The sequence below is a fragment of the Leifsonia sp. Y862 genome (assembly GCF_057669585.1).
The window spans coordinates 1,256,644-1,283,049 of sequence record NZ_JBYHFR010000001.1 but is presented as its reverse complement, the minus strand read 5'-3'; the positions used below and the strand labels follow the sequence as shown (position 1 = coordinate 1,283,049).

Annotated in this window: 24 protein-coding genes and 1 pseudogene; 22 read left to right on the top strand and 3 right to left on the bottom strand. The window is 63.8% G+C overall.

Translation table 11 applies throughout. The annotated features are described in order from the left end of the window. The first annotated feature begins 24 nt into the window (after window positions 1–24). The 13 genes from thrS (at window position 25) to AC25Z0_RS05935 (ending at window position 13,322) form a co-directional block, all read left to right on the top strand. Window positions 25–1,950, top strand: coding sequence for a threonine--tRNA ligase (gene thrS / locus AC25Z0_RS05995; RefSeq protein ID WP_488133118.1), 1,926 nt, complete (start codon window positions 25–27; stop codon window positions 1,948–1,950). A 2-nt stretch (window positions 1,951–1,952) separates the two neighbouring features. Continuing rightward, on the top strand, window positions 1,953–2,558 hold the full coding sequence (locus tag AC25Z0_RS05990; RefSeq protein ID WP_488132597.1) for an HIT family protein: 606 nt from the start codon (window positions 1,953–1,955) through the stop codon (window positions 2,556–2,558). Between the two features lie 76 nt (window positions 2,559–2,634). Continuing rightward, window positions 2,635–3,537, top strand: coding sequence for a pyridoxal 5'-phosphate synthase lyase subunit PdxS (pdxS, locus tag AC25Z0_RS05985; protein ID WP_488119281.1), 903 nt, complete (start codon window positions 2,635–2,637; stop codon window positions 3,535–3,537). A 10-nt stretch (window positions 3,538–3,547) separates the two neighbouring features. Next, entirely contained in the window at window positions 3,548–4,138 is a 591-nt protein-coding gene (gene pdxT / locus AC25Z0_RS05980) for a pyridoxal 5'-phosphate synthase glutaminase subunit PdxT (RefSeq protein WP_488132596.1), read from the top strand. 41 nt (window positions 4,139–4,179) lie between these two features. Then, window positions 4,180–4,944, top strand: a complete 765-nt coding sequence (locus AC25Z0_RS05975) for a YebC/PmpR family DNA-binding transcriptional regulator (RefSeq protein ID WP_488119279.1) — start codon at window positions 4,180–4,182, stop codon at window positions 4,942–4,944. 7 nt (window positions 4,945–4,951) lie between these two features. Further along, window positions 4,952–5,593: a crossover junction endodeoxyribonuclease RuvC gene (gene ruvC / locus AC25Z0_RS05970; protein WP_488132595.1), complete on the top strand. Its 642-nt coding sequence runs from the start codon at window positions 4,952–4,954 to the stop codon at window positions 5,591–5,593. Then, on the top strand, window positions 5,590–6,249 hold the full coding sequence (ruvA, locus tag AC25Z0_RS05965) for a Holliday junction branch migration protein RuvA (RefSeq protein ID WP_488132594.1): 660 nt from the start codon (window positions 5,590–5,592) through the stop codon (window positions 6,247–6,249). The genes ruvC and ruvA overlap by 4 nt, the downstream gene beginning before the upstream one ends. Beyond that, entirely contained in the window at window positions 6,246–7,280 is a 1,035-nt protein-coding gene (ruvB, locus tag AC25Z0_RS05960; RefSeq protein WP_488132593.1) for a Holliday junction branch migration DNA helicase RuvB, read from the top strand. The genes ruvA and ruvB overlap by 4 nt, the downstream gene beginning before the upstream one ends. Before the next feature lie 75 nt (window positions 7,281–7,355). Further along, window positions 7,356–7,766: a preprotein translocase subunit YajC gene (yajC, locus tag AC25Z0_RS05955; protein WP_488132592.1), complete on the top strand. Its 411-nt coding sequence runs from the start codon at window positions 7,356–7,358 to the stop codon at window positions 7,764–7,766. A gap of 63 nt (window positions 7,767–7,829) precedes the next feature. Then, the gene (gene secD, locus AC25Z0_RS05950; protein WP_488132591.1) at window positions 7,830–9,629 is read left to right on the top strand and encodes a protein translocase subunit SecD; all 1,800 of its coding nucleotides are present in this window, start codon (window positions 7,830–7,832) and stop codon (window positions 9,627–9,629) included. After that, window positions 9,629–10,636, top strand: coding sequence for a protein translocase subunit SecF (secF, locus tag AC25Z0_RS05945; protein WP_488119273.1), 1,008 nt, complete (start codon window positions 9,629–9,631; stop codon window positions 10,634–10,636). Before secD ends, secF begins: the two co-directional genes overlap by 1 nt. Then, window positions 10,633–10,986: a rhodanese-like domain-containing protein gene (locus AC25Z0_RS05940; protein ID WP_488132590.1), complete on the top strand. Its 354-nt coding sequence runs from the start codon at window positions 10,633–10,635 to the stop codon at window positions 10,984–10,986. Before secF ends, AC25Z0_RS05940 begins: the two co-directional genes overlap by 4 nt. An 83-nt stretch (window positions 10,987–11,069) precedes the next feature. Continuing rightward, window positions 11,070–13,322, top strand: a complete 2,253-nt coding sequence (locus AC25Z0_RS05935; RefSeq protein ID WP_488119271.1) for a RelA/SpoT family protein — start codon at window positions 11,070–11,072, stop codon at window positions 13,320–13,322. A gap of 93 nt (window positions 13,323–13,415) precedes the next feature. Here AC25Z0_RS05935 and AC25Z0_RS05930 read toward each other — a convergent pair. From AC25Z0_RS05930 to AC25Z0_RS05920, 3 genes and pseudogenes are all read right to left on the bottom strand, one after another. After that, window positions 13,416–13,721 (bottom strand): annotated as a pseudogene (locus AC25Z0_RS05930) (type IV toxin-antitoxin system AbiEi family antitoxin); the annotation flags it as partial. 309 nt (window positions 13,722–14,030) lie between these two features. Then, window positions 14,031–15,263, bottom strand: a complete 1,233-nt coding sequence (locus tag AC25Z0_RS05925; protein ID WP_488119270.1) for a DUF349 domain-containing protein — start codon at window positions 15,261–15,263, stop codon at window positions 14,031–14,033. A 131-nt stretch (window positions 15,264–15,394) separates the two neighbouring features. Then, the gene (locus AC25Z0_RS05920) at window positions 15,395–16,189 is read right to left on the bottom strand and encodes a peptidylprolyl isomerase (protein WP_488119269.1); all 795 of its coding nucleotides are present in this window, start codon (window positions 16,187–16,189) and stop codon (window positions 15,395–15,397) included. A gap of 189 nt (window positions 16,190–16,378) precedes the next feature. Between AC25Z0_RS05920 and AC25Z0_RS05915 the strand changes: the two genes are divergently transcribed. From AC25Z0_RS05915 to aroC, 9 genes are all read left to right on the top strand, one after another. Beyond that, window positions 16,379–17,803, top strand: a complete 1,425-nt coding sequence (locus AC25Z0_RS05915) for a replication-associated recombination protein A (RefSeq protein ID WP_488132589.1) — start codon at window positions 16,379–16,381, stop codon at window positions 17,801–17,803. Between the two features lie 200 nt (window positions 17,804–18,003). Further along, window positions 18,004–18,633: a 30S ribosomal protein S4 gene (gene rpsD / locus AC25Z0_RS05910; protein ID WP_488119267.1), complete on the top strand. Its 630-nt coding sequence runs from the start codon at window positions 18,004–18,006 to the stop codon at window positions 18,631–18,633. Window positions 18,634–18,757: 124 nt separating this feature from the next. Next, window positions 18,758–19,129, top strand: a complete 372-nt coding sequence (locus AC25Z0_RS05905) for a DUF948 domain-containing protein (RefSeq protein WP_488119266.1) — start codon at window positions 18,758–18,760, stop codon at window positions 19,127–19,129. Between the two features lie 50 nt (window positions 19,130–19,179). Beyond that, a complete protein-coding gene (locus AC25Z0_RS05900; RefSeq protein WP_488119265.1) occupies window positions 19,180–19,407 on the top strand; it encodes a hypothetical protein in 228 nt (75 codons plus the stop codon). 54 nt (window positions 19,408–19,461) lie between these two features. After that, complete coding sequence (gene alaS, locus AC25Z0_RS05895; RefSeq protein ID WP_488132588.1) at window positions 19,462–22,116, top strand: alanine--tRNA ligase; 2,655 nt, start codon at window positions 19,462–19,464, stop codon at window positions 22,114–22,116. A 4-nt stretch (window positions 22,117–22,120) separates the two neighbouring features. Then, window positions 22,121–22,594, top strand: coding sequence for a Holliday junction resolvase RuvX (ruvX, locus tag AC25Z0_RS05890; RefSeq protein WP_488119263.1), 474 nt, complete (start codon window positions 22,121–22,123; stop codon window positions 22,592–22,594). A 1-nt stretch (window position 22,595) separates the two neighbouring features. Then, entirely contained in the window at window positions 22,596–24,269 is a 1,674-nt protein-coding gene (gene mltG, locus AC25Z0_RS05885) for an endolytic transglycosylase MltG (RefSeq protein WP_488132587.1), read from the top strand. After that, entirely contained in the window at window positions 24,247–25,146 is a 900-nt protein-coding gene (locus AC25Z0_RS05880) for a shikimate dehydrogenase family protein (protein WP_488132586.1), read from the top strand. The genes mltG and AC25Z0_RS05880 overlap by 23 nt, the downstream gene beginning before the upstream one ends. Before the next feature lie 21 nt (window positions 25,147–25,167). Further along, entirely contained in the window at window positions 25,168–26,403 is a 1,236-nt protein-coding gene (gene aroC / locus AC25Z0_RS05875) for a chorismate synthase (protein WP_488132585.1), read from the top strand. Window positions 26,404–26,406 lie beyond the last annotated feature (3 nt).

The following is a 26,406-nucleotide window of genomic DNA, read 5'->3' as shown; positions in this document are numbered from 1 at the left end:
TTCACCGACCGATCTGTTGTCGCAATGCGCGTCAACGGTGAACTCAAGGATCTTGCGACGACAATAACTACGACGGATGTCGTCGAGCCAGTCACCATAGATTCGCCAGACGGATTGAACATCCTGCGTCACTCTGCAGCGCACGTTCTCGCGCAAGCCGTGCAGACCATCAACCCTGAGGCCAAGCTCGGCATTGGCCCGCCCGTCACGGACGGCTTCTACTACGACTTCGATGTCGAGCAGCCGTTCACACCCGAAGACGTGAAGGCCATCGAGAAGTCGATGGACCGCATCATCCGCTCTGGCCAGCGCTTCGTGCGCCGCGTCGTCACCGATGATGAGGCGCGCGCAGAGCTTGCCAATGAGCCGTACAAGCTCGAACTCATCGGCCTGAAGGGTGGCGCGGCCGCCGAGACAGAGGACAACGAGTCCGTCGAGGTCGGTGGCGCAGAGCTGACGATCTACGACAACGTCGACCCCAAGACCGGCGAGACGGTCTGGAAGGACCTCTGCCGCGGACCGCACCTGCCGAACACCCGCATGATCGGCAACGGCTACTCGCTCACCCGCCTGGCCGCCGCATACTGGCGCGGTTCTGAGAAGAACCCGCAGCTGCAGCGCGTCTACGGCACGGCCTGGCCGACCAAGGACGAACTGCGCGCGTACCAGGCACGCATGGAAGAAGCGGCCAAGCGCGACCACCGCAAGCTCGGTGCAGAGCTCGACCTGTTCAGCTTCCCCGAGGAGATCGGTTCAGGACTGGCGGTATTCCACCCCAAGGGCGGAATCATCCGTCAGGAGATGGAGAACTACTCGCGCAAGCGCCACACCGAGGCCGGCTACGACTTCGTCTACACCCCGCACATCACCAAGTCGAACCTGTTTGAAACCTCAGGGCACCTCGACTGGTACTCAGATGGCATGTTCCCGCCCATGCACCTCGATGAGGAGCGCGACGCTGACGGACATGTCACCCGCCAGGGCGTCGACTACTACCTCAAGCCGATGAACTGCCCGTTCCACAACCTCGTCTTCCGCTCAAGCGGCCGCAGCTACCGCGACCTGCCCATGCGCCTGTTCGAATTCGGCAGCGTCTACCGCTACGAGAAGTCGGGCGTTGTGCACGGCCTCACCCGTGTGCGCGGCATGACGCAGGACGATGCTCACATCTACACGACCCGCGAGGGCATGAAAGAGGAGCTCACCAGCACCCTCAACTTCGTGCTGCAGTTGCTCGCCGACTACGGCCTCAACGACTACTACCTCGAGCTGTCGACGAAAGACCCGAAGAAGTTCGTCGGTTCTGACGACGCCTGGGAAGAGGCCACCGCGACGCTCGCAGAGGTCGCAGCGGCATCCGGTCTCGAACTCGTGGCCGACCCAGGGGGAGCCGCGTTCTACGGCCCCAAGATCTCGGTGCAGGCACGCGACGCCATCGGCCGCACCTGGCAGATGTCGACCATCCAGCTCGACTTCAACCTGCCGGAGCGCTTCGACCTCGAATACACCGCGTCAGATGGCACCAAGCAGCGCCCGGTGATGATCCACCGCGCCCTGTTCGGCTCGATCGAGCGCTTCTTCGCTGTGATCACCGAGCACTACGCCGGAGCATTCCCGGTATGGCTCGCTCCAGTGCAGGTCGTCGGTATTCCGATCAGCGAGCAGTATGGCCCGTTCCTTGACGAGGTCATCGCTAAGCTCAAGGCAGCCGGTGTGCGTGCAGAGGTCGACAACTCCGACGACCGCATGCAGAAGAAGATCCGCAACCACACCAAGGCCAAGGTGCCATTCCAGCTCATCGTCGGTGAAGAAGACCGCGCCAACAACGCCGTCAGCTTCCGGTTCCGGGATGGCACGCAGGATAACGGTGTGCCCGTCGATGACGCGATTGCCCGCATCCTCGCGTCCATTGAGACGCGTGCGCAGGTGACGACGCAGGGTCAGGTCTAACCATGAGTGCGACCTTCCCAGAGGATATTGAGGGCGCCGCGGACGCCAACGGGGTGCAGGTGGAGAACTCGTCGGAGTTCGCCGCTGTTCCCGATGCCTTCCAGCGACTCTGGACCCCGCACCGCCTGGTCTACATCCAGGACGGGCAGCAGCCGCACGCTGATGACTGCCCGTTCTGTCTGGCTCCCAGCATGGACGACGAGAAGGCGCTGATCGTTGCGCGCGGAAAGCACGCGTACGTGTTGCTCAATCTCTTTCCATACAACAGTGGCCACCTGCTGGTGTGCCCGTACCGCCACATTGCGACATATGACCTGGCTACTCCTGACGAGGTTGCAGAGATTGCTAGCCTCACCCAGACGGCCATGCGTGTACTGACGCAGGTGTCGCACTGCGACGGTTTCAACATCGGAATGAACCAGGGACGGATCGCCGGTGCGGGAATCGCTGAGCACCTGCATCAGCACATCGTGCCGCGCTGGGCCCTCGACGCGAACTTCTTCCCGATTATCGCCGGGACGAAGGCCCTCCCTCGCCTGCTCGGTGACGTGAGGCGCGAGGTCGCAGAGGCCTGGCCAACCGAGGCCTTGCCCAGCGACAACGACTAGCGCTTTCCCCGCCGCACGGGCCGCTGGAGCCCTGCGGTACCCGCTGCACCATCACGCAAGGAATAGAGTCAACGGTATGACTGAGACCACTCCCGCAGAGCAGTTTGGCTCCAGCCGCGTCAAGCGCGGTCTGGCTGAGATGCTGAAGGGCGGCGTCATTATGGACGTCGTCACCGCAGAGCAAGCACGTATCGCAGAAGATGCCGGCGCAGTTGCCGTCATGGCGCTCGAACGCGTGCCGGCCGACATCCGCTCACAGGGCGGCGTTGCCCGCATGAGCGACCCCGACCTGATCGAGGCGATCAGGGCAGAGGTGTCGATCCCGGTTATGGCCAAGGCTCGTATCGGTCACTTCGTCGAGGCGCAGGTTCTGCAGGCGCTCGACGTCGACTACATCGACGAGTCAGAGGTGCTGAGCCCCGCCGACTACGTCAACCACATCGACAAGTGGAACTTCACCGTTCCCTTCGTCTGTGGCGCAACCAACCTGGGTGAGGCGCTCCGCCGTATCAACGAGGGTGCAGCCATGATCCGCTCGAAGGGTGAAGCCGGTACCGGTGACGTCTCAGAGGCCACCAAGCACATCCGCAAGATCAAGGGCGAGATCGCCGCCCTGTCGTCGCTCAGCAAGGACGAGCTGTACGTCGCAGCGAAGGAGCTGCAGGCTCCGTACGAGCTCGTTGCAGAGATCGCTGCCACCGGCAAGCTCCCCGTCGTGCTGTTCACCGCCGGTGGCGTTGCAACGCCAGCCGACGCAGCCATGATGATGCAGCTCGGCGCTGACGGCGTGTTCGTCGGTTCTGGCATCTTCAAGTCTGGCAACCCGGCGCAGCGTGCTGCCGCCGTGGTCAAGGCCGTCACGTTCTACGACGACCCCAGCGTGATCGCAGACGTGTCCCGCGGCCTTGGCGAAGCAATGGTCGGCATCAATGTCTCCGACCTCGCAGCACCGCACCGCCTCGCCGAGCGCGGCTGGTAACCACAACCAGATGATCGTTGGAGTTCTCGCCCTGCAAGGCGATTTTCGAGAGCACGCACATGTGCTTCGGTCGCTCGGCGCAGAGGTCGAGTTCGTACGTCGCCCTGAGGAGTTGGCCCGCGTCAGCGGACTGGTGATTCCGGGCGGCGAATCCAGCGTGATGGACAAGCTGTCGCGCACCTTCGGGCTGGCCGAACCGTTGAAAGCCGCCATTGCCGGCGGACTTCCGGTGTACGGAACCTGCGCGGGGCTGATCATGCTCGCCGATACCATCATCGATGGCATTGCCGGGCAGCAGAGCCTCGGCGGCCTCGACATCGCGGTGCGCCGCAATGCATTCGGGTCACAGACCGCCTCGTTCGAGACGCACCTGGACATCCCACAGATAGGCGCCCTGCCTGTGCACGCCGTCTTCATCCGCGCCCCCATCGTTGAAACGGTGGGTCCAGCTGCGACGGCGCTGGCGTCCGTCGCCGATGGGCGCTGCGTTGCCGTTGAGCAGGGAAACCTGCTCGGGACATCGTTCCACCCCGAAATCACCGGGGAATATCGAATCCACGAATACTTTTTGACAAAGGTCGCAGCTGCCGGCCTGAACTAGAATGACTAGGCAGCATACGAGAGCGACACAACGGGAGATTCATGTCCGGGCATTCCAAATGGGCGACAACTAAGCACAAAAAGGCAATTACCGACTCTCGTCGGGCCAAAGCTTTCGCCAAACTGATCAAGAACATCGAAGTCGCCGCAAAAATGGGCGGCGCCGATCTCTCTGGTAACCCCACGCTCGTGGACGCCATCCAGAAGGCAAAGAAGACCTCTGTACCCAACGACAACATCGACCGCGCCGTCAAGCGCGGCGCCGGTCTCAGTGGTGAGTCGGTCGAATACACGACGATCATGTACGAAGGCTACGCAGCTCATGGCGTCGCCATCATGATCGAGTGCCTCACCGACAATAAGAACCGCGCCGCAGCTGAGGTTCGCACCGCCATGAACCGCAACGGCGGCACCATGGCCGACCCCGGCAGCGTTGCATACAACTTCCACCGCAAGGGCATCGTTGTGGTTCCGCACGGAAACGGCGTGACCGAAGATGACGTATTGATGGCCGTGCTCGACGCCGGCGCAGAAGAGGTTGTGGACGAGGGCGAGACCTTCGAGGTCTTCTCAGAGGCCACCGACCTGGTCGCCACCCGCCAGGCGTTGCAGGAAGCCGGCATCGACTACGACTCTGCCGACGTGGCCTTCGTGCCATCGCTCAAGGTTGAGGTAGACGCAGCCACTGCTCGCAAGGTGTTCCACCTGATCGATGCGCTCGAAGACCTCGACGACGTGCAGAACATCTACAGCAACTACGACATCACGCCAGAGGTCCAGGCCGAACTTCAGGCAGAAGAGGACTAACCCAGCAATGTCAGTCCGGGTGCTCGGCATCGACCCCGGGCTGACACGCTGTGGCGTGGGAATCGTCGATGTCTCCGGCAACCGCCGGGCGCGGCTCGTCGAGGTCACGGTGCTTCGCACCACGCCAGACATGCCGCTTGAGCAGCGTCTCCTGTCGATCGGTGATGGGCTAGAGGAACTCCTCGATCGCCACCAGCCCCAATTCGTCGCCCTTGAGCGCGTTTTCGCGCAACAGAACGTGAGCACGGTGATGGGCGTCGCCCAGATCAGTGGCGTCGCGATGCTGCTCGCCGCCCGCAGGGGCCTTCCGGTCACGCTGCACACGCCGAGCGAGGTCAAGGCCGCGATCACCGGCTACGGTTCCGCCGACAAGAAGCAGGTCGGCACCATGGTCGCCCGGATCCTGGGCCTGGCTGAGATTCCGAAGCCAGCGGATGCCGCAGACGCGCTGGCCCTGGCCATTTGCCATGCGTGGCGCACGGGGGCAGCCGGTGGCGCCCTCCCGACGACCTCGGTCTCCGGTGTGGTCTCTGGCGCCGGCTCGGCCGCTGATCCCGCGGCCGGCGGCCTGACACCCGCACAGAAGGCGTGGCGCGCCGCCGAGCGTGGCGCAGCAGCGTCAGTGGCGCCCCGTAGTCTGAAGAGGTGATTTCTTCTCTTCGTGGCATCGTCCTCTCCGCTCTGGGCTCAACGATTGTCATCGAGGTCGGGGGAGTGGGCCTCGCGGTCCAGGTCACCCCTGCCACAGCTCTCTCCGTGCGCATCGGCACTGAGGCACGACTCACGACAACCCTCATCGTTCGGGAAGATTCCCTCACGCTGTACGGGTTCAACTCCGCCGACGAACTCGCCGTCTTCGAACTGCTCCTCGGCGTCACAGGTGTCGGGCCGAAGTCGGCACTCGGCGTGCTCGCCGCGCTCACGCCGGCCCAAATGGCTCACGCCGTCGCCGTCGACGACGATGGTGCATTCCGCAAGGTGTCCGGAATCGGGCCGAAAACGGCCAAGCTCATCGTGCTCTCGCTCACCGGCAAGCTGAACGGCATCGCTCTCGGCAGCGCAGCGACCGGCAGCGGTGTGCACGGCGGCAACGCCGCATCCGTTTCAGCCAGTGTGCAGGCGGCGCTTATCGGACTCGGCTGGTCAGAGCGGATCGCCGCAGAGACCGTCGAGGCGCTCCTGGCAGAGAGCCAACCCGCTGACCCGCTGACTGTCAGCACGATCCTCCGACTCGCCCTTGCCCAGCTTGGGCCGGCACGGCAAACGGCCGGCCAGGCTGCTGGCACGCAGGGAGCGGCATCATGACCGCCGATCCGTCGGTTGAGCTGACCAATCCTGCCGCTGAGGGCGACGTTGAGCTGGCGTTCGAAGGCGCGCTGCGCCCGCAGAGCCTCGGTGAATTCGTCGGCCAGCACAAGGTCAGGGGCCAGCTGCAGTTGTTGCTGACCGCCGCGACGATGCAGCAGCGCACCCCAGACCACATCCTGCTCGCGGGCCCCCCAGGCCTCGGCAAGACCACTCTCGCCATGATCGTTGCGCACGAGGGAAACCGCCCGCTCCGTATGTCGAGCGGGCCTGCAATCCAGCACGCCGGTGATCTGGCCGCTGTGCTGTCGTCCCTCGTGCCAGGGGAAGTGCTCTTCATCGACGAGATCCATCGCATGGCACGCTCTGCTGAAGAGATGCTCTACCTGGCGATGGAAGACTTCCGGATCGACATCATGGTGGGCAAGGGCGCCGGCGCGACCTCCATTCCGCTCGATCTGGCGCCGTTCACACTGGTGGGCGCGACAACGAGAAGCGGATTGCTGCCCAACCCGCTGCGGGACCGCTTCGGTTTCACGGCCCACCTGGAGTTCTACTCAGACAACGAGCTCGCAGAGGTGCTGGCCAGGGCGGCGAGGCTGCTCGGACTCCCGATTGACGGCGAAGCGCTGGCCGAGATCGCCGGGCGATGCAGGGGAACGCCCCGCATCGCGAACAGGCTGCTCCGGCGCGTGCGCGACTATGCCCTTGTGCACGGCGGGAGCCCAGACCTCAGCGCGGTTCATGCGGCGCTCGAACTCTACGATGTCGACGAGATCGGCCTCGACCGCCTCGACCGTGAGGTCATGAAAACGATCTTGACCCGTTTTGGGGGAGGCCCTGTTGGCCTCAATACTCTGGCGGTTTCGGTGGGGGAAGAGCCGGAGACCATCGAAGCGGTCGTTGAGCCCTTCCTGGTACGGATAGGATTCCTCACGCGTACACCTCGAGGGCGAGTTGCAACTCCAGAGGCGTGGAAACATATGGGCCTCGGTAATCCGCAGCTTGGTCCCACCCTTGATGACTTATAATTCAAGCTGGTTCGCACGATTTCGCGTTCACGTGACGCGGAAGTCGCACCGCAATTCGGAAGGTTTTACAGTTTTATGGATCCGTTGACTCTCGTCATGCTCGCCGTACTGGCGCTCCTCGTCTTCTTCATGTTCCGCAACAGCCGCAAGCGTCAGAAAGACACTGCCGCGCTTCAGTCGAAGATGGTTGCTGGTGCACATGTCATGACGAACTTCGGCCTGTATGGAACCATCGTGTCCATCGACGAAGAAGAGAACAAGGTTGCGCTCGAGATCGCACCAGGCACCATCGTTGACATTCACCGCCAGACCATTGCCCGCGTAGTCGAGCCCGTCGCTGAGGTCGAAGAGACCGCCGTGGCAGAGCTGGGCCAGGACAGCGCTCCGTCCGCGTCTGCATCCATGGACGAGCCCGAGTTCGGTCAGCGCCGTGATGACGCGTCCGGCGATGTTTCTGGCGACGAACCCAAAAAGGGCGACGCGTAACCAATCCCTCTCCCGTGCCCGCGCGACACTGCGCGGGCACGAGCATAGAAAGCTGAGTTCAAGGTGGCAAAGTCGTCGACCCCGGTCAAAAAGGCCTGGCGTTCCCTGACCTGGCTGGGTGTGATCATCGTCGGCCTGCTCGCTATCAACACCGCCGGCGTCCTCACCGGCGGCGGATCATGGACGCCCAAACTCGCGCTCGACCTCGAGGGTGGCACGCAGATCATCCTCGCGCCGAAGCTCGAGTCCGGCCAGTCTGTCTCCTCTGAGCAGCTGAACCAGGCGGTGTCGATCATCCGCCAGCGCATTGACTCTGCGGGTGTTTCCGAGTCGGAGATCAACACCCAGGGCGGACAGAACATCGTCGTTTCCATTCCTGGAACGCCCGATGAACAGACGCTTAACCGCATCCAGTCGTCGGCGAAGCTTGAATTCCGCCCCGTTCTCGCGGCCGGGCAGCCCTCGAACGCCAGCGTCGGCGGCGACGGCACCTCGACGGAGACACCAGCACCGACTGCTGACCCGAACCTCGAGAGCACGCCGACCGTCAAGCCGACCGATGCCAGCGACTTGAACTACATCACGCCAGCCCTGCAGGCGGAGTATGACGCCCTCGACTGTGCCGCTATTGACACGTCCAACGTCGCCCCCGCCGACGAGCCGCTCGTCACCTGTGAAGAGGATGGGTCGATCAAGTACATCCTCGGCCCCGTTGAGGTGAGTGGTGAGAACATCACAGACGCCACCAACGGCCAGGTCCAGACGCAGAGTGGCGCGACCACGGGCGAGTGGGCCGTCAACATCGTCTTCGACAGCACAGGCAGCAAGCAGTTCGCCACGGTCACCACGCGCCTCAGCGGACTGACCGGTGTGCAGAACCAGTTCGCCATCGTGCTCGACGGCAAGGTCATCTCGGCTCCGCGCACCCTGGCCGTGATCACGAACGGCCAGCCGCAGATCACCGGTTCATTCGACCAGGACTCGTCAAAGGCCCTCGCTGACTCGCTGAAGTTCGGTGCTCTTCCGATCAGCTTCGTTGTGCAGAGCCAGGACACCATCTCGGCGACCCTGGGCTCAACGCAGCTCACAAGCGGCCTCATCGCCGGTCTCATCGGCCTGATCCTTGTCGTGCTGTACTCGCTGATGCAGTATCGCTTGCTCGGTATTGTGACCGTCGCGTCGCTCGCGATCGCTGCTGTCATCACCTACCTGCTCATCACGATCCTGTCGTGGCGAGAGGGCTACCGCCTGTCGCTGGCCGGTGTCGCCGGTCTGATCGTTGCGATCGGTATCACGGCCGACTCCTTCATTCTCTACTTCGAACGCGTGCGAGATGAACTGCGTGACGGCAGGGGACTGGTGTCCTCGGTCGAAGCTGGGTGGAAGCGAGCGATCCGTACGATCCTGGCGTCTGACACGGTCAACTTCCTGGCCGCTGCCATTTTGTTCATCGTCGCTGTCGGCAATGTGAAGGGCTTCGCCCTGACCCTCGGCCTCACCACGATCGTCGACATCATTGTGGTGGTGCTCTTCACTCACCCGATGCTGCAGTTGCTCGCACAGACCAGGTTCTTCAATGAGGGGCACAAGCTGAGTGGGCTCGACCCGCGCGCACTGGGCGCGGTGTACCGCGGTCGTGCACAGTTCGCTCCGTCCGCCGCTGTCTCACCGGCGAAGGCGGCATCCGCCAGTCGAGAGGCTGCCAAGCGGCAGACCATCGCAGAACGGAAGGCTGCAGAGCTTTCCGGTGCCTCGAACACCACAGCTGCACCGAAGACCGATGCGCCGAAGAACACTGATGCGCCGAAGAACACTGATGCGCCGAAGAACACGGATGCGCCGAGCAAGGGGAAGGACTCCTAATGGCTAGTTTCGCCCAGTTCGGCAACGACCTGCACACCGGCAAGCGCTCATTCAACATCGTTGGGCGCCGCAAGACCTGGTATCTCATTGCCGGCGTCATGCTCCTCATCGCCATCGTCGGCCCGATGCTGCGCGGCGGATTCGTCTTCGGTATCGAGTTCACCGGCGGCTCAGAGTTCGTCGTATCCGACGTCAGTACCCAGGACCAGTCGATCGCAGAAGACGCTGTCGCCAGTGTCGTGCCGACCGCTGTGCCCAAGGTGTCGACGGTCAGCGATTCGGCCATTCGGGTACAGACCGACCAGATGACCGGCGAAGAGACGCGGGAGGTTGCTGCTGCCCTCGCAGAGGCGTACGACGTCCCAGCCGAGCAGGTCACATCGTCCTTCATCGGACCGTCGTGGGGTGCTGACATCACCGGCCAGGCCATCCGGGGCCTGCTCATCTTCCTGGCCCTCGCTGCCGTTGTGATGGCGCTGTACTTCCGCACATGGAAGATGTCTCTTGCGGCCATGATCGCGCTGGTGCACGACCTTGTGATCACTGCCGGCTTCTACGGGATCACCGGGTTCGAGGTAACGCCGGCGGCTGTCATCGGCTTCTTGACGATCCTCGGCTACTCGCTGTATGACACCGTGGTGGTGTTCGACAAGATCCGCGAGAACACCAGCAGCGACGGGCTCGAAGCGCGCCGTACCTTCGGCGAATCGGTCAACCTCGCTGTCAACCAGACCCTGGTGCGCTCGATCAATACGTCGGTTGTCGCCGCACTGCCAGTGGCCTCGATCCTCTTCATCGGTGCGTTCGTGCTCGGAGCAGGTACGCTGCGGGACATCTCGCTCGCCCTCCTGATCGGAATGCTCGTCGGCGCATACTCGACGATCTTCATTGCATCGCCGCTCTACGCCCAGCTGCGCGAGCGCGAGCCGGAGATCCAGAAGCGCGACAAGAAGGTCATCGCCGCCCGCGAGCGTGCCAACGTCACGGCAGTGGAAGCTGGCGTATGAGCCCGATTCATGGTGCGTCGGCCGACGGTTCAACGTCGGTCGACGCAGCGGATGCCATCCGTCTGATTGCTTCGGGGGAGGCCTGGCTTCTCGACGTTCGCGAGGACTCAGAGTGGGAGGGCGGCCATGCAGGCCACGCCCACCACATTCCGATGGCGGAATTGGGTGGACGCCAGGATGAGATTCCTGCTGACCGTACCATCCTGGTGATGTGCCACTCCGGTGGACGATCCCGCATGGTGACCGACGCGCTGGTGCAGGCTGACTACGCTGCCCGGAACGTCGAGGGCGGCATTGTGGCGTGGGTATCCGCTGGTGGGGATGTTGTCAGCGAGACCAGCGATAATTGAGTGTGTGGCACTATGTGTCAGCGTGACGTCGGATCCGGCGTCATGATTTGTACGGCGGGGGCCAACAAGAACGAGGGTAGATCATGACCGAGACTTCGGCCCCGTCTGCCGCGTCACTCCGTCGCCTGGTACCACGCATTTTCTCCAGGGCACAACCGGCCGGTGCCGTCGACACCCTGTTGAAGACCGTTCGGATGCACCACCCGAAGGCCGATCTCGCCATCGTTGAACGCGCGCACGTTGCTGCGGAGCGCGCGCACGACGGCCAGAAGCGCCGGAGCGGTGAACCATACATTACCCATCCGATCGCTGTCGCCCAGATCCTGGCCGACCTCGGCATCGGTCCGAAGACCATTGCCGCCGCGCTGCTGCACGACACCGTCGAAGACACGGCATATACACTCGACCAGCTGCGATCTGATTTCGGTGACGAGATCGCCATGCTGGTTGACGGCGTCACGAAGCTCGACAAGGTCAAGTACGGCGACAGCACGCAGGCAGAGACTGTCCGCAAGATGATCGTGGCGATGTCCAAGGACATCCGCGTGCTCATCATCAAGCTGGCCGACCGCCTGCACAACGCGCGCACCTGGGGATTCGTCCCCGCAGAGTCTGCCGCTCGCAAAGCGACGGAGACCCTCGAGATTTACGCGCCGCTCGCGCACCGTCTCGGCATCCAGACCATCAAGTGGGAGCTCGAAGACCTCTCATTCGCGGTGCTGTATCCGAAGCTCTACGCCGAGATCGAGAGCCTGGTCAAGCAGCGCACTCCGCAGCGCGAGGAATTCGTGCAGCAGGTCATCGATGCGATCAACGACGACCTGAAGGCATCGCGCATCCGCGGCAAGGTCGCTGGGCGCCCGAAGCAGTACTACTCGATCTACCAGAAGATGGTGCTGCGCGGACGCGAGTTCGACGAGATCTACGACCTGGTCGGCATCCGTGTGCTCGTCAACTCGGTGCGGGACTGCTACGCGGTGCTTGGCGCGATTCACGCCAGGTGGACACCGCTGCCCGGCCGGTTCAAGGACTACATCGCCACCCCGAAGTTCAACCTGTACCAGTCACTGCACACAACGGTGCTCGGCCCGAGTGGTCGCCCTGTTGAGATCCAGATTCGTACCCAGGAGATGCACCAGCGCGCCGAATTCGGTGTCGCGGCTCACTGGAAGTACAAGGAGCAGGTCGCAGGCAAGTCAAGCGGACTCGGTCCGAAGAGCGACACCGACATGGCATGGCTGGCGCACATCTCCGACTGGCAGGCGGAGACGAGCGACCCGAACGAATTCCTCGACTCGCTGCGCTATGAGATCGGCGCCAAAGAGGTCTACGTCTTCACACCGAAGGGCAGGGTCATCGGCCTCCCCGCCGGCGCAACTCCCGTTGACTTCGCATATGCCGTGCACACCGAAGTCGGCCACCGCACCATGGGATCGAAGGTCAATGGCCGTCTCGTTCCGCTGGAGAGCACGCTCAACACCGGCGATGTCGTTGAGGTCTTCACCTCGAAGAACCCCGACTCCGGCCCCAGCAAAGACTGGCTGAACTTCGTCAAGAGCCCCAGGGCGCGAAACAAGATTCGCCAGTGGTTCACCAAGGAACGTCGCGACGAAGCCATCGAGCAGGGCAGGGATGCCATTGCACGCGCAATGCGCAAGCAGAACCTGCCGTTGCAGAAGCTGATGAACCAGGATTCCTTCGCCGAGGTCGCGGCGTTGATGAAGTACGAAGACGTCTCAGCGCTCTATGCGGCTGTCGGCGAGGGCCATGTCTCAACGCAGTCTGTGCTCGAGAAGGTCGTGTCGACGTTGCAGAACGTCGATGAGGCAGAAGGCGCTGACTTCCCCATCGCGGCGAGCGGACGCACCCAGACGCTGCGCAACAGCGACTCAGGCGTGCTCGTGCGCGGCGCCCCAGACATCCTGGTCAAACTGGCACGCTGCTGCACCCCGGTTCCCGGCGACAAGATCGTTGGATTCATCACCAGGGGCTCTGGAGTGTCCGTGCATCAGGCGTCGTGCCACAACGTCTCGTCTCTCCTAAAAGAACCAGACCGGATGATCGAGGTCGAGTGGGCTCCCACATCGAAGAGCCTCTTCATGGTTCAGATCCAGATCGAGGCGCTTGACCGTTCAGGGCTGCTCTCCGACGTCACGCGCGTCTTGTCTGAGCACCACGTCAACATCTTGTCTGCGACGGTCAACACCTCAAGCAACAGGTTGGCGCTCAGCCGGTTCGTATTCGAGATGGGGGACACCACCCACCTCGACCGGGTACTGAACGCCGTGAGGCGCATCGACGCTGTCTACGACGTGTACAGGGTGAGCGACGGCTAAAGCCGCATTGCGGGTTCTGGCCTGGCCGATTCGTTTCCAGGCCAGGCCAGCGAACTGTCGACCGTTGGCGAGCAGCGGATGCCTCGCGAGGATGTCTGTCGAGAGCTCTGGGAACAGGTCGAGGAGCGCAGCCAGCACCGGCACGAATTCGTCCGGTTCTCCGGGCGTTCTGGCCAGGTCGACGACCGTTCGCTGCGCTGTCGTGACGGGCATGCCGCCAAGCAGCTGTGTGTCATGAGCGATGTTGCGCGCCTCCCGCAGCCGAAACCGCGTCGAGAGCGGCACGTGCAGGCGCGCAGCGGTGTCCACGCAGAACTGGTGAGGGTGGGGCTCTGGGCCGGCGCCGAAGATCCACGCGGCCGTCAGCCGATCGGCGATCACCCCTGTCGGCACCAGCATGGCGGCGACCTCTGCGCGGGCCAGGGGAGACCCGGGTTGGTCGACGGGACACCAGCCGTCACCGAGCGCGTAGAGTTCGCCGTCGAGCCTGGCGCTGCAGAGTTCGGCCAGGGGCAGGTCACTGGTGGAGAGTACGTTTCCGAGACGATGAGTCATCGGGCAAGACTCTGCGCATCACGTCTTCGCGGGTCACGCGGGATGGTATCTGTGGAGAGGAAACGAACCGGCCCCGCTGTGCATAGCGCATGAGCGCGTATCCACAGCGGGGCCGGTGTCGAGCGGGTGGCTCTGCTTACTGGGCTTCTGGGCTTACTGGCCGATGGCCTTCAGCCAGGACTGCTTGGTCTCAAGTGCTTCCTTGGCGGCCTTGATTGCAGCAGGATCCTTGCTGGCCTCTGCCTCTGCGAGCTCAGTCTCGAGCTTCGCAATGGCGTCGTGCAGCTGGCCGGCGAGTCCTTCGGCGCGAGCCTTGGTCTCTGGGTTGTTGCGCTTCCAGTGGTCTTCGTCGAGCGTGCGCACGGCGGATTCCACCTTGCGCAGGCGCTCTTCGATGGGCTTGACCTGGTCGCGCGGAACCTTGCCGATTGCGTCCCAGCGGCGCTGGATCGACGTCAGTGCGGCGCGTGCCTTGTTGCGGTCCTTCTCGCCAAGAATGAGTTCGGCCTCGGTGAGCAGGGCGAGCTTCTCTTCGAGGTTGCCGGCGAATTCTTCGTTGTCGAGTGCGTCGACCTCAGACTTTGCGGCGAACAGCACATCGCCAGCTGCCTTGAACTTGGCCCACATGGCGTCGTCCTGCTTCTTGCCGGAGCGTCCGGCGAGCTTCCACTCCTCCAGGAGTTCGCGGTAGGCAGGGATGCCGTCAGCGCCGCGCGGCGCGAGCGCCTCGACCTGGCTGATGAGCTGCTGCTTGCGGTTGCGAACGTCGCGGTGGGTGCTGTCGAGGTCGGCGAAGAAGGCCTTCCTGTTCTGCTCGATGGTGGTGCGGGCCGCGCGGAATCGCTTCCACAGCTCGTTCGCCTCGCTCTTCGGAATGCGCGGTGCGTCGTGCTGGTGTGCCTGCCACTTGGCGAAGAGGGCGTCCAGGGCGGCGCTGGCCTGCTTCCACTGCGTCTTCGCGGGGTCTTCGGCTGCGAGGCGTTCTGCCTGCTCGACGATCTCGGTGCGCTCAGCGACAGCAGCTGCTGTTGCTGCCTTTGCTTCTGCGCTCTGCTGCTCGGTGAGCTCATTGACGGTACCGCCGAGTGCGCCGAGGCGTTCGACGAGTGCGGCGAGGTTCCCAACGGCGTTCGCGGTTGCGACGGTCTCCTGCAGGTGCGCGACGGCTTTGGCGATGTCCGCTGCCGGAGCTCCGCCACGGGCGCGCTGCTCAAGCAGGGTCACCTGTCCGTTGAGCTCCACGTACTTGCGTTCGAAGTACGCGAGAGCCTCCTCAGGAGTACCGTCCGGGTACTGGCCGACGGCCCGTTCTCCGGATGCCTCGCGCACGTAAACCGTGCCGGTTTCGTCTACGCGACCCCATGGTTGCTGATCTGTCGTAGTCAAGAGCCTCACCTTGCTGATGTAGTTGCGTTCTCGCGAACGATGAATAACGGCACCAGCCTATTGCACGTCTGGTTGTGGAACCTGATGCTGCGTATGCCGATGTTGCGTAAAAGATGCTGCGTGAGCAGTTGTTACTGAATGGTGACCGCGGTGATTGTCGTCGGAACGGCCGGAGCGCCATCAGTGGCACCGCCTTCGACGCCGGCATCCGTGATGTCTGCCTTCAGCTGGTCAAGACCGCTGGTGACTTTTCCGATCACACTGTAACCGCCAGCTGCGTCAGCGGGAATGGTGGTGTCGTCGTAGACGATGAAGAACTGGCTGCCGTTGCTGTAGCCGTTGCCGCCCTGGCGCGCCATGGCAATGGTGCCGGCCGGGTAGACGTCATCGGTAGGTGCGTTCTCGACGGGGCCGTAGCTGTAACCGGGGCCGCCGGTGCCGTCGCCTGTCGGGTCGCCGCACTGCAGCACGAAGAAACCGCCGGTGGTCAGGCGGTGGCAGGACACATCCTGGTAGAAGCCGTTCTGAATGAGGCTGATCGCCGATGAGACGGCCTGCGGTGCTGCGGCGCCATCGAGTTCGATGCCGAGTGGCACGGAATTCAGCGTCAGCGTTCCGGTCCAGGTGCGGTCCTCTGCGAGATCGGCGGAGGGAACGTCGCCGGAGTTCTCGCCGGCGGCGGCCGATGCGCTGGGGGTCGGCGCGGCGGTGGCCTCCGCCTCAGGCGTGCCTGGGCCACCGTTAAAGAAGAAGAGCTGGGCGCCGACGGCGATGACCAGGACGACGACCAGAGCGGATGCCGCGAGCACGTTGTCGCGGGTGCGGCGCTTCTGCTGGTGCTCGTTGACGGCCCGTCTGGCCTGGTACCCCCGGACGCGCGCCCGTGCTTCGCGTGCCTCGCGGTCTTGCTTATTACTGGGTGCCACGTCGATCCTCCCGGACGCCAGCGTCGATGGCAGGCCATCGGCTGATAAGACAAAAAGAGGCCTCACCCGCTCGCGCGAGTCTCAGACCACGTTGAACTCTACGCAACAAGGCCGAATGTGGCCAACCGACGCGCGTGGGTTGCTGCTGCTCGTCGGGTGTTGTCAGGGGCACAAACTACTGTGGGACGTATGTCTGATGCTCAACCAGGGCTGCGCGGTGGCGCAACGCCCCTCGCAGTGCGTATGCGCCCCAAGAGCCTGGATGAGGTCGCCGGCCAGCGTCACCTGCTGACCCCTGGCTCACCCCTGGTGAGCCTGGCCAGCGACAAGACGGGGGAGCGCGGTTCTGTCTCCGTCATCCTCTGGGGCCCGCCGGGAACAGGCAAGACCACGCTGGCCCAGGCGATCGCCCACAGCTCTGGACGCCGATTCATTGAACTCTCCGCGGTCTCCGCCGGTGTGCGTGACGTGCGTGCCGTCATGGAAGAGGCCCGCACCAGCCGCGACCTCTACGGGCTGTCGACGGTTCTCTTCCTCGACGAGATCCACCGATTCACGAAGGCGCAGCAGGATGCCCTGCTGCCCGGTGTTGAGAACGGTGTGGTCATCCTGGTCGCCGCTACGACCGAGAACCCGTCTTTCTCCGTTATCTCTCCGCTGCTGTCCCGGTCGCTGCTGCTCACTCTCGAAACGTTGAGCGACGAGGACCTCGGTGTCGTCATTGACCGCGCCGTTGTCGATCCGCGTGGCCTTGCCGATCGTTTCGTGCTCGACCCTGAAGCCAGGGCCACCATCATCCGTCTTGCCTCCGGCGATGCGCGCCGGGCGCTCACCGCCCTTGAGGCTGCGTCTATTTCAGCGGCCGCCGGGTTCGCGGTGACCGACATCCCAAACGACGACGATGACGACGATGACGATGACGATGACGATGGCGATGGCGATTCAGCCGGTGCTGTCGCCAAGCCCCCCATAGCGAAGCCCGTCATCACGACAGAGATCGTCGCACTGGCCGTCGATCGCGCCCTGCTGCGGTACGACCGCAACGGCGACGAGCACTACGACGTCATCAGCGCATTCATCAAGTCGGTGCGTGGTTCAGATGTCGATGCGTCGCTGCATTACCTGGCTCGCATGATCGAGGCAGGCGAAGACGCCCGCTTCATCGCCAGGCGCATCATCGTGCTGGCCTCAGAAGATATCGGCATGGCTGACCCGCAGGCACTGGTCATCGCGGTCGCGGCTGCAGACGCCGTGCAATTGATCGGGATGCCAGAGGGCCGCATTCCGCTGGCGCAGGCCGTTGTGCACCTTGCCACCGCGCCCAAGTCGAATTCCGCGTACATGGCGCTCGATGCCGCAATTGCCGACGTCAAGGCTGGCAAGGCCGGCCGGGTGCCGAAACATCTGCGTGACGCGCACTATGCGGGAGCGAAGCGACTCGGCCACGGCAAGGGATACAAGTACCCCCACAATGACTCACTCGGCGTGCTCACTCAGCAGTATCCGCCGGACGAGTTGAAGCACGTGCGGTACTACGAGCCGACAGAGCACGGAAACGAGCGGGATGTCTCTGCGCGCCTCGCGAAAATCCGCAAGATCGTGCGTGGCGAATAAGCCGTGCCTCTGAAGCGGATGTGTTAGTCTGGTCGCTGCCTACTACTGGTTTTAGCGTGCGGCTGCGACTAAAACCAGAAAGTTGGGATTCGCTCTGTAGCCGAGCGGCCCGCGGCAACACCCCTCTGACTTTCCCCGGCATGTGTCTGATAACTCTCAGCGCCCGGGATTCCCTGTTTGAGTTCCATTGAAAGGACACCGTGTCTACCAAGTCACGTACCCGTAGCAAGACCCGCCTGTCGCGCGCCCTGGGCATCGCCCTGACGCCGAAGGCTGCCAAGTACCTCGAAAAGCGTCCGTACGCTCCGGGCGAGCACGGCCGCACCAAGCGCAAGGCCGACTCGGACTACGCCGTTCGTCTGCGCGAGAAGCAGCGTTTGCGTGCCCAGTACGGCATCCGCGAAGCGCAGCTGAAGATTGCGTTCCAGGAAGCCCGCAAGACCCAGGGCCTGACCGGTGAGAACCTGGTTGAGATCCTCGAGACGCGTCTTGACGCTCTGCTCGTGCGTGCGGCTATCGCTCGTACGACCGCACAGGCTCGTCAGATGGTTGTGCACCGTCACATCCTCGTCGACGGCCTGCTGGTTGACCGCCCCTCCTTCCGTGTGAAGCCGGGCCAGGTCATCAACGTCAAGCCCAAGAGCGAGAGCATGGAGATCTTCCAGGTTGCAGCAGCCGGCGGTCACGTCGATGTTCTGCCGAAGCTTCCGGTCTACCTTGAGGCCGAGCTCGACAAGCTTCAGGTTCGCCTCGTGCGCCGCCCGAAGCGTGCAGAGGTCCCCGTGACCTGTGAAGTCCAGCTCGTCGTTGAGTACTACGCAGCACGCTAGTCACGCATGAGCGGTAGTTTCTGAACTACGCTGGAGGGCGGATCATCCATTGGATGATCCGCCCTTTGCTTTTGGTGCATGGCGCAAGCGATGTATTCCGAAACCGGAATGAAAGGTGTTGCTGATGGAGGGTGGAGATATCGCCGGGCTGATCGCTGCCGGGGTATTCGCGGTACTCGTGGCATTCCTGGCCGTTCCGCTGCTGAAGCTCGGCCGAGTGTTCGACGAGACCACCACGATGATTCGTGACATGAGCGACAACATCTCGCCATTGCTCGAAGAGACCACCACCACGATCAAAGAGACCAACAAGCAATTGGCCAGGGTCGACACCATCACCAGCAATGTCGCTGACGTGACGGGAAACGTATCCGCTCTCGTCGCGCTCTTCGCAGCCACGGTTGGCGGCCCGCTCATCAAGCTGGCAGGTTTCTCTGCAGGCGTTCGCGCGGCCTTCGGCGTCGGACGCCCGGCCAGGTCTCGGCAGCGTTCGTAGCTCTGCCACTACTCTTGATTCCATACCAACACACGTCAGGGAGCATCGTCATGAAGAACTTCATCTGGTTTGTTGTGGGTGTCGGCGCCGGATTCGCCGCCGCACACCAGCTCAACAAGACCCAGCAGGGCAACGCATTCTTCTCCGAGCTCGACACCAAGGCGCGTGAATTCGGTGAGGCGCTCTCAGACGGATACCGGCAGCGTGAGGCAGAATTGCGTTCTGCCCTCGGTGACGATTCCGACGCTCTGACCACGCCGACCTCGGGCGCCAACTAGCACCGGCGCCAACTAGCTCCACTCACCATCCCTCCCTCTGAACTACGGAATACATTGCAGACTGCTGACATTCGCGGGCGCTGGCTCGACTTCTTCGCTGATCGTGGACACACCGTCGTCCCGTCCGCCTCCCTGGTGAGCGACGACCCCTCACTTCTCTTCACCGTTGCAGGCATGGTGCCGTTCGTGCCATACCTCACCGGATTGGTTCCGGCGCCGTACCCGCGCGCAACGAGTGTGCAGAAGTGCATCCGTACGAACGACATCGAAGAGGTCGGGAAGACGCCGCGCCACGGCACGTTCTTCCAGATGGCCGGAAACTTCTCCTTCGGTGACTACTTCAAGGAACAGGCGATCGAATACGCCTGGGAGCTGCTCACGAGCGCTGAAGGCGCCGGTGGCTACGGCTTCGCTGAGAAGGACCTCTGGGTCACCGTTTACGACGACGACGACGACGCGTTCGCCCACTGGCGGAAGCTCGGCCTGCCGGAGAACCGTATCCAGCGCCTCGGCATGGACACCAACTACTGGTCGACCGGTCAGCCTGGCCCCGCAGGCCCCTGTTCAGAGATCTTCTTCGACCGTGGCCCGTCATACGGCATCGACGGTGGTCCGGCAACGGATGACGACCGCTACGTCGAAATTTGGAACCTCGTCTTCATGCAGTACCTGCGCGGAGAAGGCACCGGCAAGAACGACTTCGAGATCCTCGGCGACCTGCCCAAGAAGAACATCGACACCGGCATGGGCATGGAGCGCGTCGCGTTCCTCAAGCAGGGCGTCGAGAACATGTACGAGATCGACCAGGTTCGCCCCGTCCTCGACCGTGCAGCCGAGCTCTCGGGCCGTCGCTACGGCGCTGACCACGGTGATGACGTGCGCATGCGCATCGTCGCAGACCACGTGCGTTCATCGCTGATGCTGATGAGCGACGGCGTCATGCCGTCCAACGAGGGTCGCGGCTACATCCTGCGCCGCCTGATGCGCCGCAGCGTGCGTGCCATGCGCCTCCTCGGCGTTGAAGAGGCAACCTTCCCCGAGCTGTTCCCCGCGTCTCGCGATGCCATGAGCGCCGCGTACCCGGAGGTCTCGGCAGACTACGGCCGCATCAGCCAGGCCGCGTACGCAGAGGAAGAGACATTCCTGCGCACGCTCGCCAGCGGCTCAAGCGTGCTCGATCTGGCCGTGGCCAAGACGAAGGAAGCTCAGAAGACCGAGCTGGCCGGCGACACCGCGTTCCTGCTGCACGACACCTACGGCTTCCCCATCGAGATCACTCTCGAGATGGCCGAAGAGGCAGGCCTCAAGGTTGATCGTGAGGCATTCAACGGCCTGATGGCCAAGCAGCGCGCCATGGCCAAGGCCGACGCCAAGGCCAAGAAGACGCACCTCGCCGACCTCTCGGTGTACAGCGCCTTCCGCGCCGCTGGAGAAACGCTCTTCACCGGCTACGAAGAACTGCAGACGGAGTCGAGCGTGCTCGGCCTTATCGTCGACGGACAGTCGGTATCCAGCGCGGTGTCCGGCCAGATCGCCGAAGTAATCCTCGCGGAGACCGCGCTCTACGCGGAGTCAGGTGGACAGGAGGCCGACGCCGGCCTCATCGTCGGTCCCGGCTACGAGCTCGAGGTCCTCGACGTGCAGAAGCCCGTCAAGGGACTGATCAGCCACAAGGTCCAGGTTCGCTCCGGCGAGGTTGGCGTTGGCGACAGCGCCACCAGCATCGTCGACGAGAACTGGCGTCGTGGCGCACGCCAGGCCCACTCCGGAACGCACATCCTGCACGCTGCGCTGCGCCAGGTCCTCGGCCCGAATGCGCACCAGTCAGGTTCGTACAACAAGGCCGGCTTCTTCCGCCTCGACTTCTCCTGGAACCAGGCGCTCTCGCCGGCCACGCGCAGCGAGATCGAAGAGATCTCGAACAACGCGATTCGTGACAACCTCGAGGTCGTCACGCGTGAACTTCCGCTGGCTGAGGCCAAGGCGCTCGGTGCCATGGCCCTGTTCGGTGAGAAGTACGGCGACCGCGTTCGTGTCGTTGACATCGGCGGACCGTGGTCTCGCGAACTCTGCGCGGGTACCCACGTGGCAACCAGCGCGGAAATCGGCATGATCAACCTGGTGAGTGAGGCATCCGTTGGGTCAACCAACCGACGCGTCGAGTCGCTCGTCGGTCTTGAAGCGTTCAAGGACCTCGCTGCAGAGCGCGCGATCGTGTCGCAGCTCACGTCGAACCTGAAGACGCCACGCGAACAGCTGCCTGAGCGCATCAGTGACCTGGTGCAGAATCTCAAGGCCGCTGAGAAGAAGATCGCCGCGTTCGAGGCTCGCGCGCTGACCGACAAGGTTCCTGCTCTCGTCGCCGCCGCATCACGGGTCGGCGACCTGCACCTCGTCACACAGGACCTCGGCACGCTGAACTCGGCCGACGACGTGCGGATGCTCGTCACGGCAACGCGGGAACGACTGGGCAGTGAGGCTGCTGTCATCGCTCTCGCGGCGACGGTGGGCGACAAGCCTGTCGTGATCGTGGCGACGAACCAGGCCGCTCGCGACCACGGCCAGCGCGCAGGCGCACTGGCAAAGGTGGCCGCCGGAGTCCTCGGCGGCGGCGGTGGCGGCAAGGATGACCTGGCCCAGGGCGGTGGCACCGATGTGAGTGCAATCAGCGCAGCGCTTGACGCTGTGCGCACTGCTGTGGCACGTTAGTCCGATGCGTCACGGTGTTCGGCTGGGAATCGATGTGGGCAAAGCCCGCGTGGGTGTTGCGAGAAGTGACGCCCACGGGATGCTGGCCACCCCGGTCGAAACCGTAGCCAGGGATGCGGGGGGAGTCACCGACTTCGCCCGCATCGCGGCCATTTGTCTCGAGCTTGAACCGATTGAGGTTGTCGTCGGGTTGCCACTGGCACTGTCCGGCGCTCACACGGCGTCGACGAACGATGCCGTTGAGTTCGCGGCGGCCCTGTCGCGGTCTGTGGAGGCGCCCGTGCGGCTCGTAGACGAACGGTTGTCGACGGTATCCGCTCAATCAGCGCTGCGGGCCTCTGGCCGCAAGGCCAAGACACAGCGCCCGGTAATCGATCAGGTTGCCGCGACTATCATTCTGCAACACGCACTTGACACGGAGCGTGCCTCTGGAAAGCCGCCAGGCTCGCCCGTAGAACAGTCAGAAAGGCCGTTGTAGCTTGCCAATTCTCCCCTCCGATTCTGAGCAGAATCCCACCCCAACGCGCCGATCGCGCCGCGCGGCCAGACTGGCCGCTGAGGGCGGTGTCACGGATGCCGTGGTGGAGGACGCCGGTAACGGTGGGGCAGGCATGCCCGCAGCGGCAACCCCGGATGCTGCGGCCACCCCGACTACTCCAGATGCTGCGACTGCCCAGCCAACGGCTGCACGCGCGCTAGGCAAGACTGACGCACCAGCGCCGGTGCCGAATGTCGCGGAGGAGAGCGCGCCACCGGCGCCAGACGCCGGCACGCTGGCGGGGATGGTTGCAGACCCGATTGGTGAGCCGACGCCAGCGGCGTCTGCAGACACCTTCAACTGGGGCGAATTTCTCGGGGGAGCCTCCGGTCGCGATTCGAAGCCACACACGATCCACCCGCCCGCCGATCCGCACCCTGGGTCTGTCCACCACTCGGCCGGCACTCATCTGCCAGCGCCCAGCGTCGAGCGGGGGTCACTGACTCCGTCCGAAGCGCTTGGACTCACGGAGTATGAGACGCCGCCGCGTGTCGGCAGCCGGTCAAGCCGCCGTGCCCAGCTGGACACCGAGCCACCGCGGGAAAAGAAGAAGCGCAAGGGCCTGTGGGGCTGCATGATCGTGCTCATCGTCCTCGTTGCGCTTGGCGCGGTGGCGGCCTTCGCATTGCAGGGACCGATCAGCCAGCTGATCGCCGCGACGCAGGGCCCTGAGGACTACACGGGGGCCGGCGTTGACGACGTGATTGTCGTGATCCATGACGGCGACAGCGGCAGCGACCTCGCCGACAGCCTCGTGGCGGCCGATGTCGTCAAGAGCTTCGACGCCTTCTACGACCTCTTGTTGGCAGAGGAGCCGGCTCTGGTCTTTCAGCCAGGTGCCTACCAGCTAAAGACCCAGATGAGTGCTGCAGCGGCGCTGAAGGCCATTCAGAACCCGGACAACAAGATGGAGAACACCGTCCTGGTGCAGGAGGGCCTGCCAGAGGCCGATGTCCTGCAGTCGTTGTCGGAGACTCTCGAGATTCCCATCGCTGACGTCGAGGCCGCCGCAGCCGACGTTGCCTCATTCGGGCTTCCGGCTGAAGCGACCCAGCTAGAGGGATTCCTCTTCCCCGCCACTTACACGTTCGATCCGGGAACGAGCGCGCATGACGCGCTGCAGACCATGGTCAACCGTCAGTTCCAGGCTCTCGACGAGGCTGGCGTCGCGCCGGCGGATCGCTGGAAGACGATCGTTCTTGCGTCGCTGATCCAGCGTGAAGCGGGGCTCAAGGACGACTACTACAAGGTTTCCCGGGTGTTCCTGAATCGACTCGAACCTGCTCTCTGGCCTAGTGGGCTCCTGCAATCGGACGCGACAGTCGCGTACGGCACGGGCAACACGCACCTGGTCACCACGACAGATGCTGAGCGCGCCGACGCGAACAACGCGTACAACACGTACGTTCACCCCGGTCTCCCCATTGGCCCGATCTCGAATCCAGGCGACCTGGCCATCGACGCTGCTGTGCACCCTGCAGACGGTCCGTGGCTGTTCTTCGTGACCTGGAATCTCGACACCGGCGAGACGATCTTCTCTGCGACCGTCGAAGAACATGACGCCGCAGTGGCGAAGTGGTTAGCTTGGATGGATGAACACCCAGAGTATGGCTAACCGCCTCGCGGTCCTCGGCTCGCCGATTGCCCATTCCCAGTCACCTGCGCTGCATGCCGCCGCCTATCGGGTGCTCGGTCTGGACTGGGAGTATGAAGCGATCGAGGTGCGGTCTGGGGAACTCGCTGACTTCATCGCCAGCCGTGGCCCTGAGTGGCGGGGGCTTTCGCTCACCATGCCGCTCAAGCATGAGGTCTTTCCGCTGGTCACCGACCTGTCGCGGGTCGCAGAGTTGACCGGCGCGGCGAATACTGTGGTCTTCGGCGACGTCAACGGAAATCGCACGTTGTCTGGATTCAACACGGATGTCACGGGGCTGGTTCGTGCGCTGGCTGAAGCCGGTGTCGCCACCGCCTCCCACGTGATGATTCTCGGGGCTGGGGCGACGGCATCCTCGGCGCTGGTCTCCGCAGCAGAACTGGGTGCCGAATCGGTCGAGGTGCTGGTGCGGACGCCGTCGAAGGCCGCAGGTCTCGTGGCTCTGGGCCGTGCCCTCGGGCTCGTGGTGGCTGTCTCCGAATTGTCGGCTGCGGCATCCGGTGCCCGGCTTGACGGCGCTGTGCCCCCGACGCCAGGCGCGTTCGCCGGTGTTGTTCCCTCTGTCGTCATCAGTACGCTGCCTGGAGGCACGGATGTAGGTGACATCTTCAGCGCTGAATTCCGCAGCAGCGTTCCGCTGTTCGATGTCGCATACTCGCCGTGGCCGAGCGCACTGGCCCAGACGTGGAGCGCTGCAGGCGGCCAGGTGACCTCGGGTCTCGGCATGCTGTTGCACCAGGCGTTGATCCAGGTACGCATCTTTGTTTCTGGTGATCCGTTCGCTGCGCTGCAGGGCGAAGAGGCTGTTCTGGCCGCCATGCGCGAAGCTCTGGTCTAGCGGCATGCCAGAATAGGGAGCATGCTTCGTTGGCTCACCGCCGGAGAGTCCCACGGCCCCGAACTCATCGCTATTGTCGAGGGTTTGCCCGCTGGAATCCCGGTCACTCTTGATGCGATCCGTCTCGATTTAGCGCGCCGTAAACTCGGCTATGGGCGGGGTGCGCGCATGAAATTCGAACAGGATGAGTTGAACATCTCCGGCGGCGTGCGCCACGGACTCACCCTGGGCGGCCCCGTCGCTGTGCGGATCGGCAACACTGAATGGCCCAAGTGGTCAGAGGTGATGAGCCCTGAGCCTGTCGACCCAAGCACGTTGGTGCGCGGTCGCGGCGCTCCGTTGACGCGTCCGCGTCCAGGCCACGCCGACCTCGTCGGCATGCAGAAGTACGACTTCGATGAGGCCAGGCCCGTTCTGGAGCGCGCCAGCGCCCGTGAGACGGCAGCGCGCGTCGCTCTCGGCGCGCTCGCTCGCGCCTTCCTCGCCGAACTCGACGTCACGCTGGTCAGCCACACGCTGTCGATCGGACCCGTTCGCGTACCTGAAGGCTCGCCGCTGCCCGTTCCGAGCGATGTCGACCTGCTCGACGCCGATCCGCTGCGCTGCTTCGACCCCGCAACCTCCGCGTTGATGGTGGCCGAAGTGGATGCCGCGCACAAGGACGGCGACACCCTCGGCGGCGTCGTCGAGGTGCTCGCATACAACCTCCCCCCAGGACTCGGCTCGTTCGTGCATTGGGACCGCCGCCTCGACTCGCAGCTGTCTGCCGCTCTCATGGGCATCCAGGCGATCAAGGGAGTTGAGGTCGGCGACGGCTTCCTCACCACCACTCGCCGCGGCTCAGAGGCCCACGACGAACTCTTCCAGTCGACGGATGGCATCACGCGCTCCAGCGACAAGGCCGGCGGTACAGAGGGCGGTATGAGCACGGGCACCGTGCTTCGTGTTCGCGCTGGCATGAAGCCGATCGCGACTGTGCCCCATTCGCTGCGCACTGTCGACGTTGCTACCGGCGATGCGGCATCCGCTCACCACCAGCGCTCTGACGTCTGTGCGGTTCCGGCAGCTGGAGTGGTGGCAGAGGCCATGGTCGCACTCGTGCTGGCGAACTCGGTGCTGGAGAAGTTCGGCGGCGACTCTGTCGGCGAGACCAAGCGCAACCTCGAGTCCTACCTCGCGCACATCCCGGAGAACCTCAAGACCCGCGGCCAGAGCGTCGCTGACTTTGAGGGCCAGGGCGTCGCTGACGTTGAGTGACCA

Bases quoted from the DNA above. Each gene is read 5' to 3' on its own strand.
- pdxT (WP_488132596.1), top strand. From the start codon at position 3,548: ATGATCGTTGGAGTTCTCGCCCTGCAAGGCGATTTTCGAGAGCACGCA.
- thrS (WP_488133118.1), top strand. From the start codon at position 25: ATGCGCGTCAACGGTGAACTCAAGGATCTTGCGACGACAATAACTACG.
- AC25Z0_RS05900 (WP_488119265.1), top strand. From the start codon at position 19,180: ATGAAGAACTTCATCTGGTTTGTTGTGGGTGTCGGCGCCGGATTCGCC.
- ruvB (WP_488132593.1), top strand. From the start codon at position 6,246: ATGACCGCCGATCCGTCGGTTGAGCTGACCAATCCTGCCGCTGAGGGC.
- aroC (WP_488132585.1), top strand. From the start codon at position 25,168: ATGCTTCGTTGGCTCACCGCCGGAGAGTCCCACGGCCCCGAACTCATC.
- yajC (WP_488132592.1), top strand. From the start codon at position 7,356: ATGGATCCGTTGACTCTCGTCATGCTCGCCGTACTGGCGCTCCTCGTC.
- AC25Z0_RS05975 (WP_488119279.1), top strand. From the start codon at position 4,180: ATGTCCGGGCATTCCAAATGGGCGACAACTAAGCACAAAAAGGCAATT.
- AC25Z0_RS05905 (WP_488119266.1), top strand. From the start codon at position 18,758: ATGGAGGGTGGAGATATCGCCGGGCTGATCGCTGCCGGGGTATTCGCG.
- AC25Z0_RS05935 (WP_488119271.1), top strand. From the start codon at position 11,070: ATGACCGAGACTTCGGCCCCGTCTGCCGCGTCACTCCGTCGCCTGGTA.
- ruvX (WP_488119263.1), top strand. From the start codon at position 22,121: ATGCGTCACGGTGTTCGGCTGGGAATCGATGTGGGCAAAGCCCGCGTG.
- secF (WP_488119273.1), top strand. From the start codon at position 9,629: ATGGCTAGTTTCGCCCAGTTCGGCAACGACCTGCACACCGGCAAGCGC.
- AC25Z0_RS05915 (WP_488132589.1), top strand. From the start codon at position 16,379: ATGTCTGATGCTCAACCAGGGCTGCGCGGTGGCGCAACGCCCCTCGCA.
- pdxS (WP_488119281.1), top strand. From the start codon at position 2,635: ATGACTGAGACCACTCCCGCAGAGCAGTTTGGCTCCAGCCGCGTCAAG.
- ruvC (WP_488132595.1), top strand. From the start codon at position 4,952: ATGTCAGTCCGGGTGCTCGGCATCGACCCCGGGCTGACACGCTGTGGC.
- AC25Z0_RS05990 (WP_488132597.1), top strand. From the start codon at position 1,953: ATGAGTGCGACCTTCCCAGAGGATATTGAGGGCGCCGCGGACGCCAAC.
- AC25Z0_RS05880 (WP_488132586.1), top strand. From the start codon at position 24,247: ATGAACACCCAGAGTATGGCTAACCGCCTCGCGGTCCTCGGCTCGCCG.
- AC25Z0_RS05940 (WP_488132590.1), top strand. From the start codon at position 10,633: ATGAGCCCGATTCATGGTGCGTCGGCCGACGGTTCAACGTCGGTCGAC.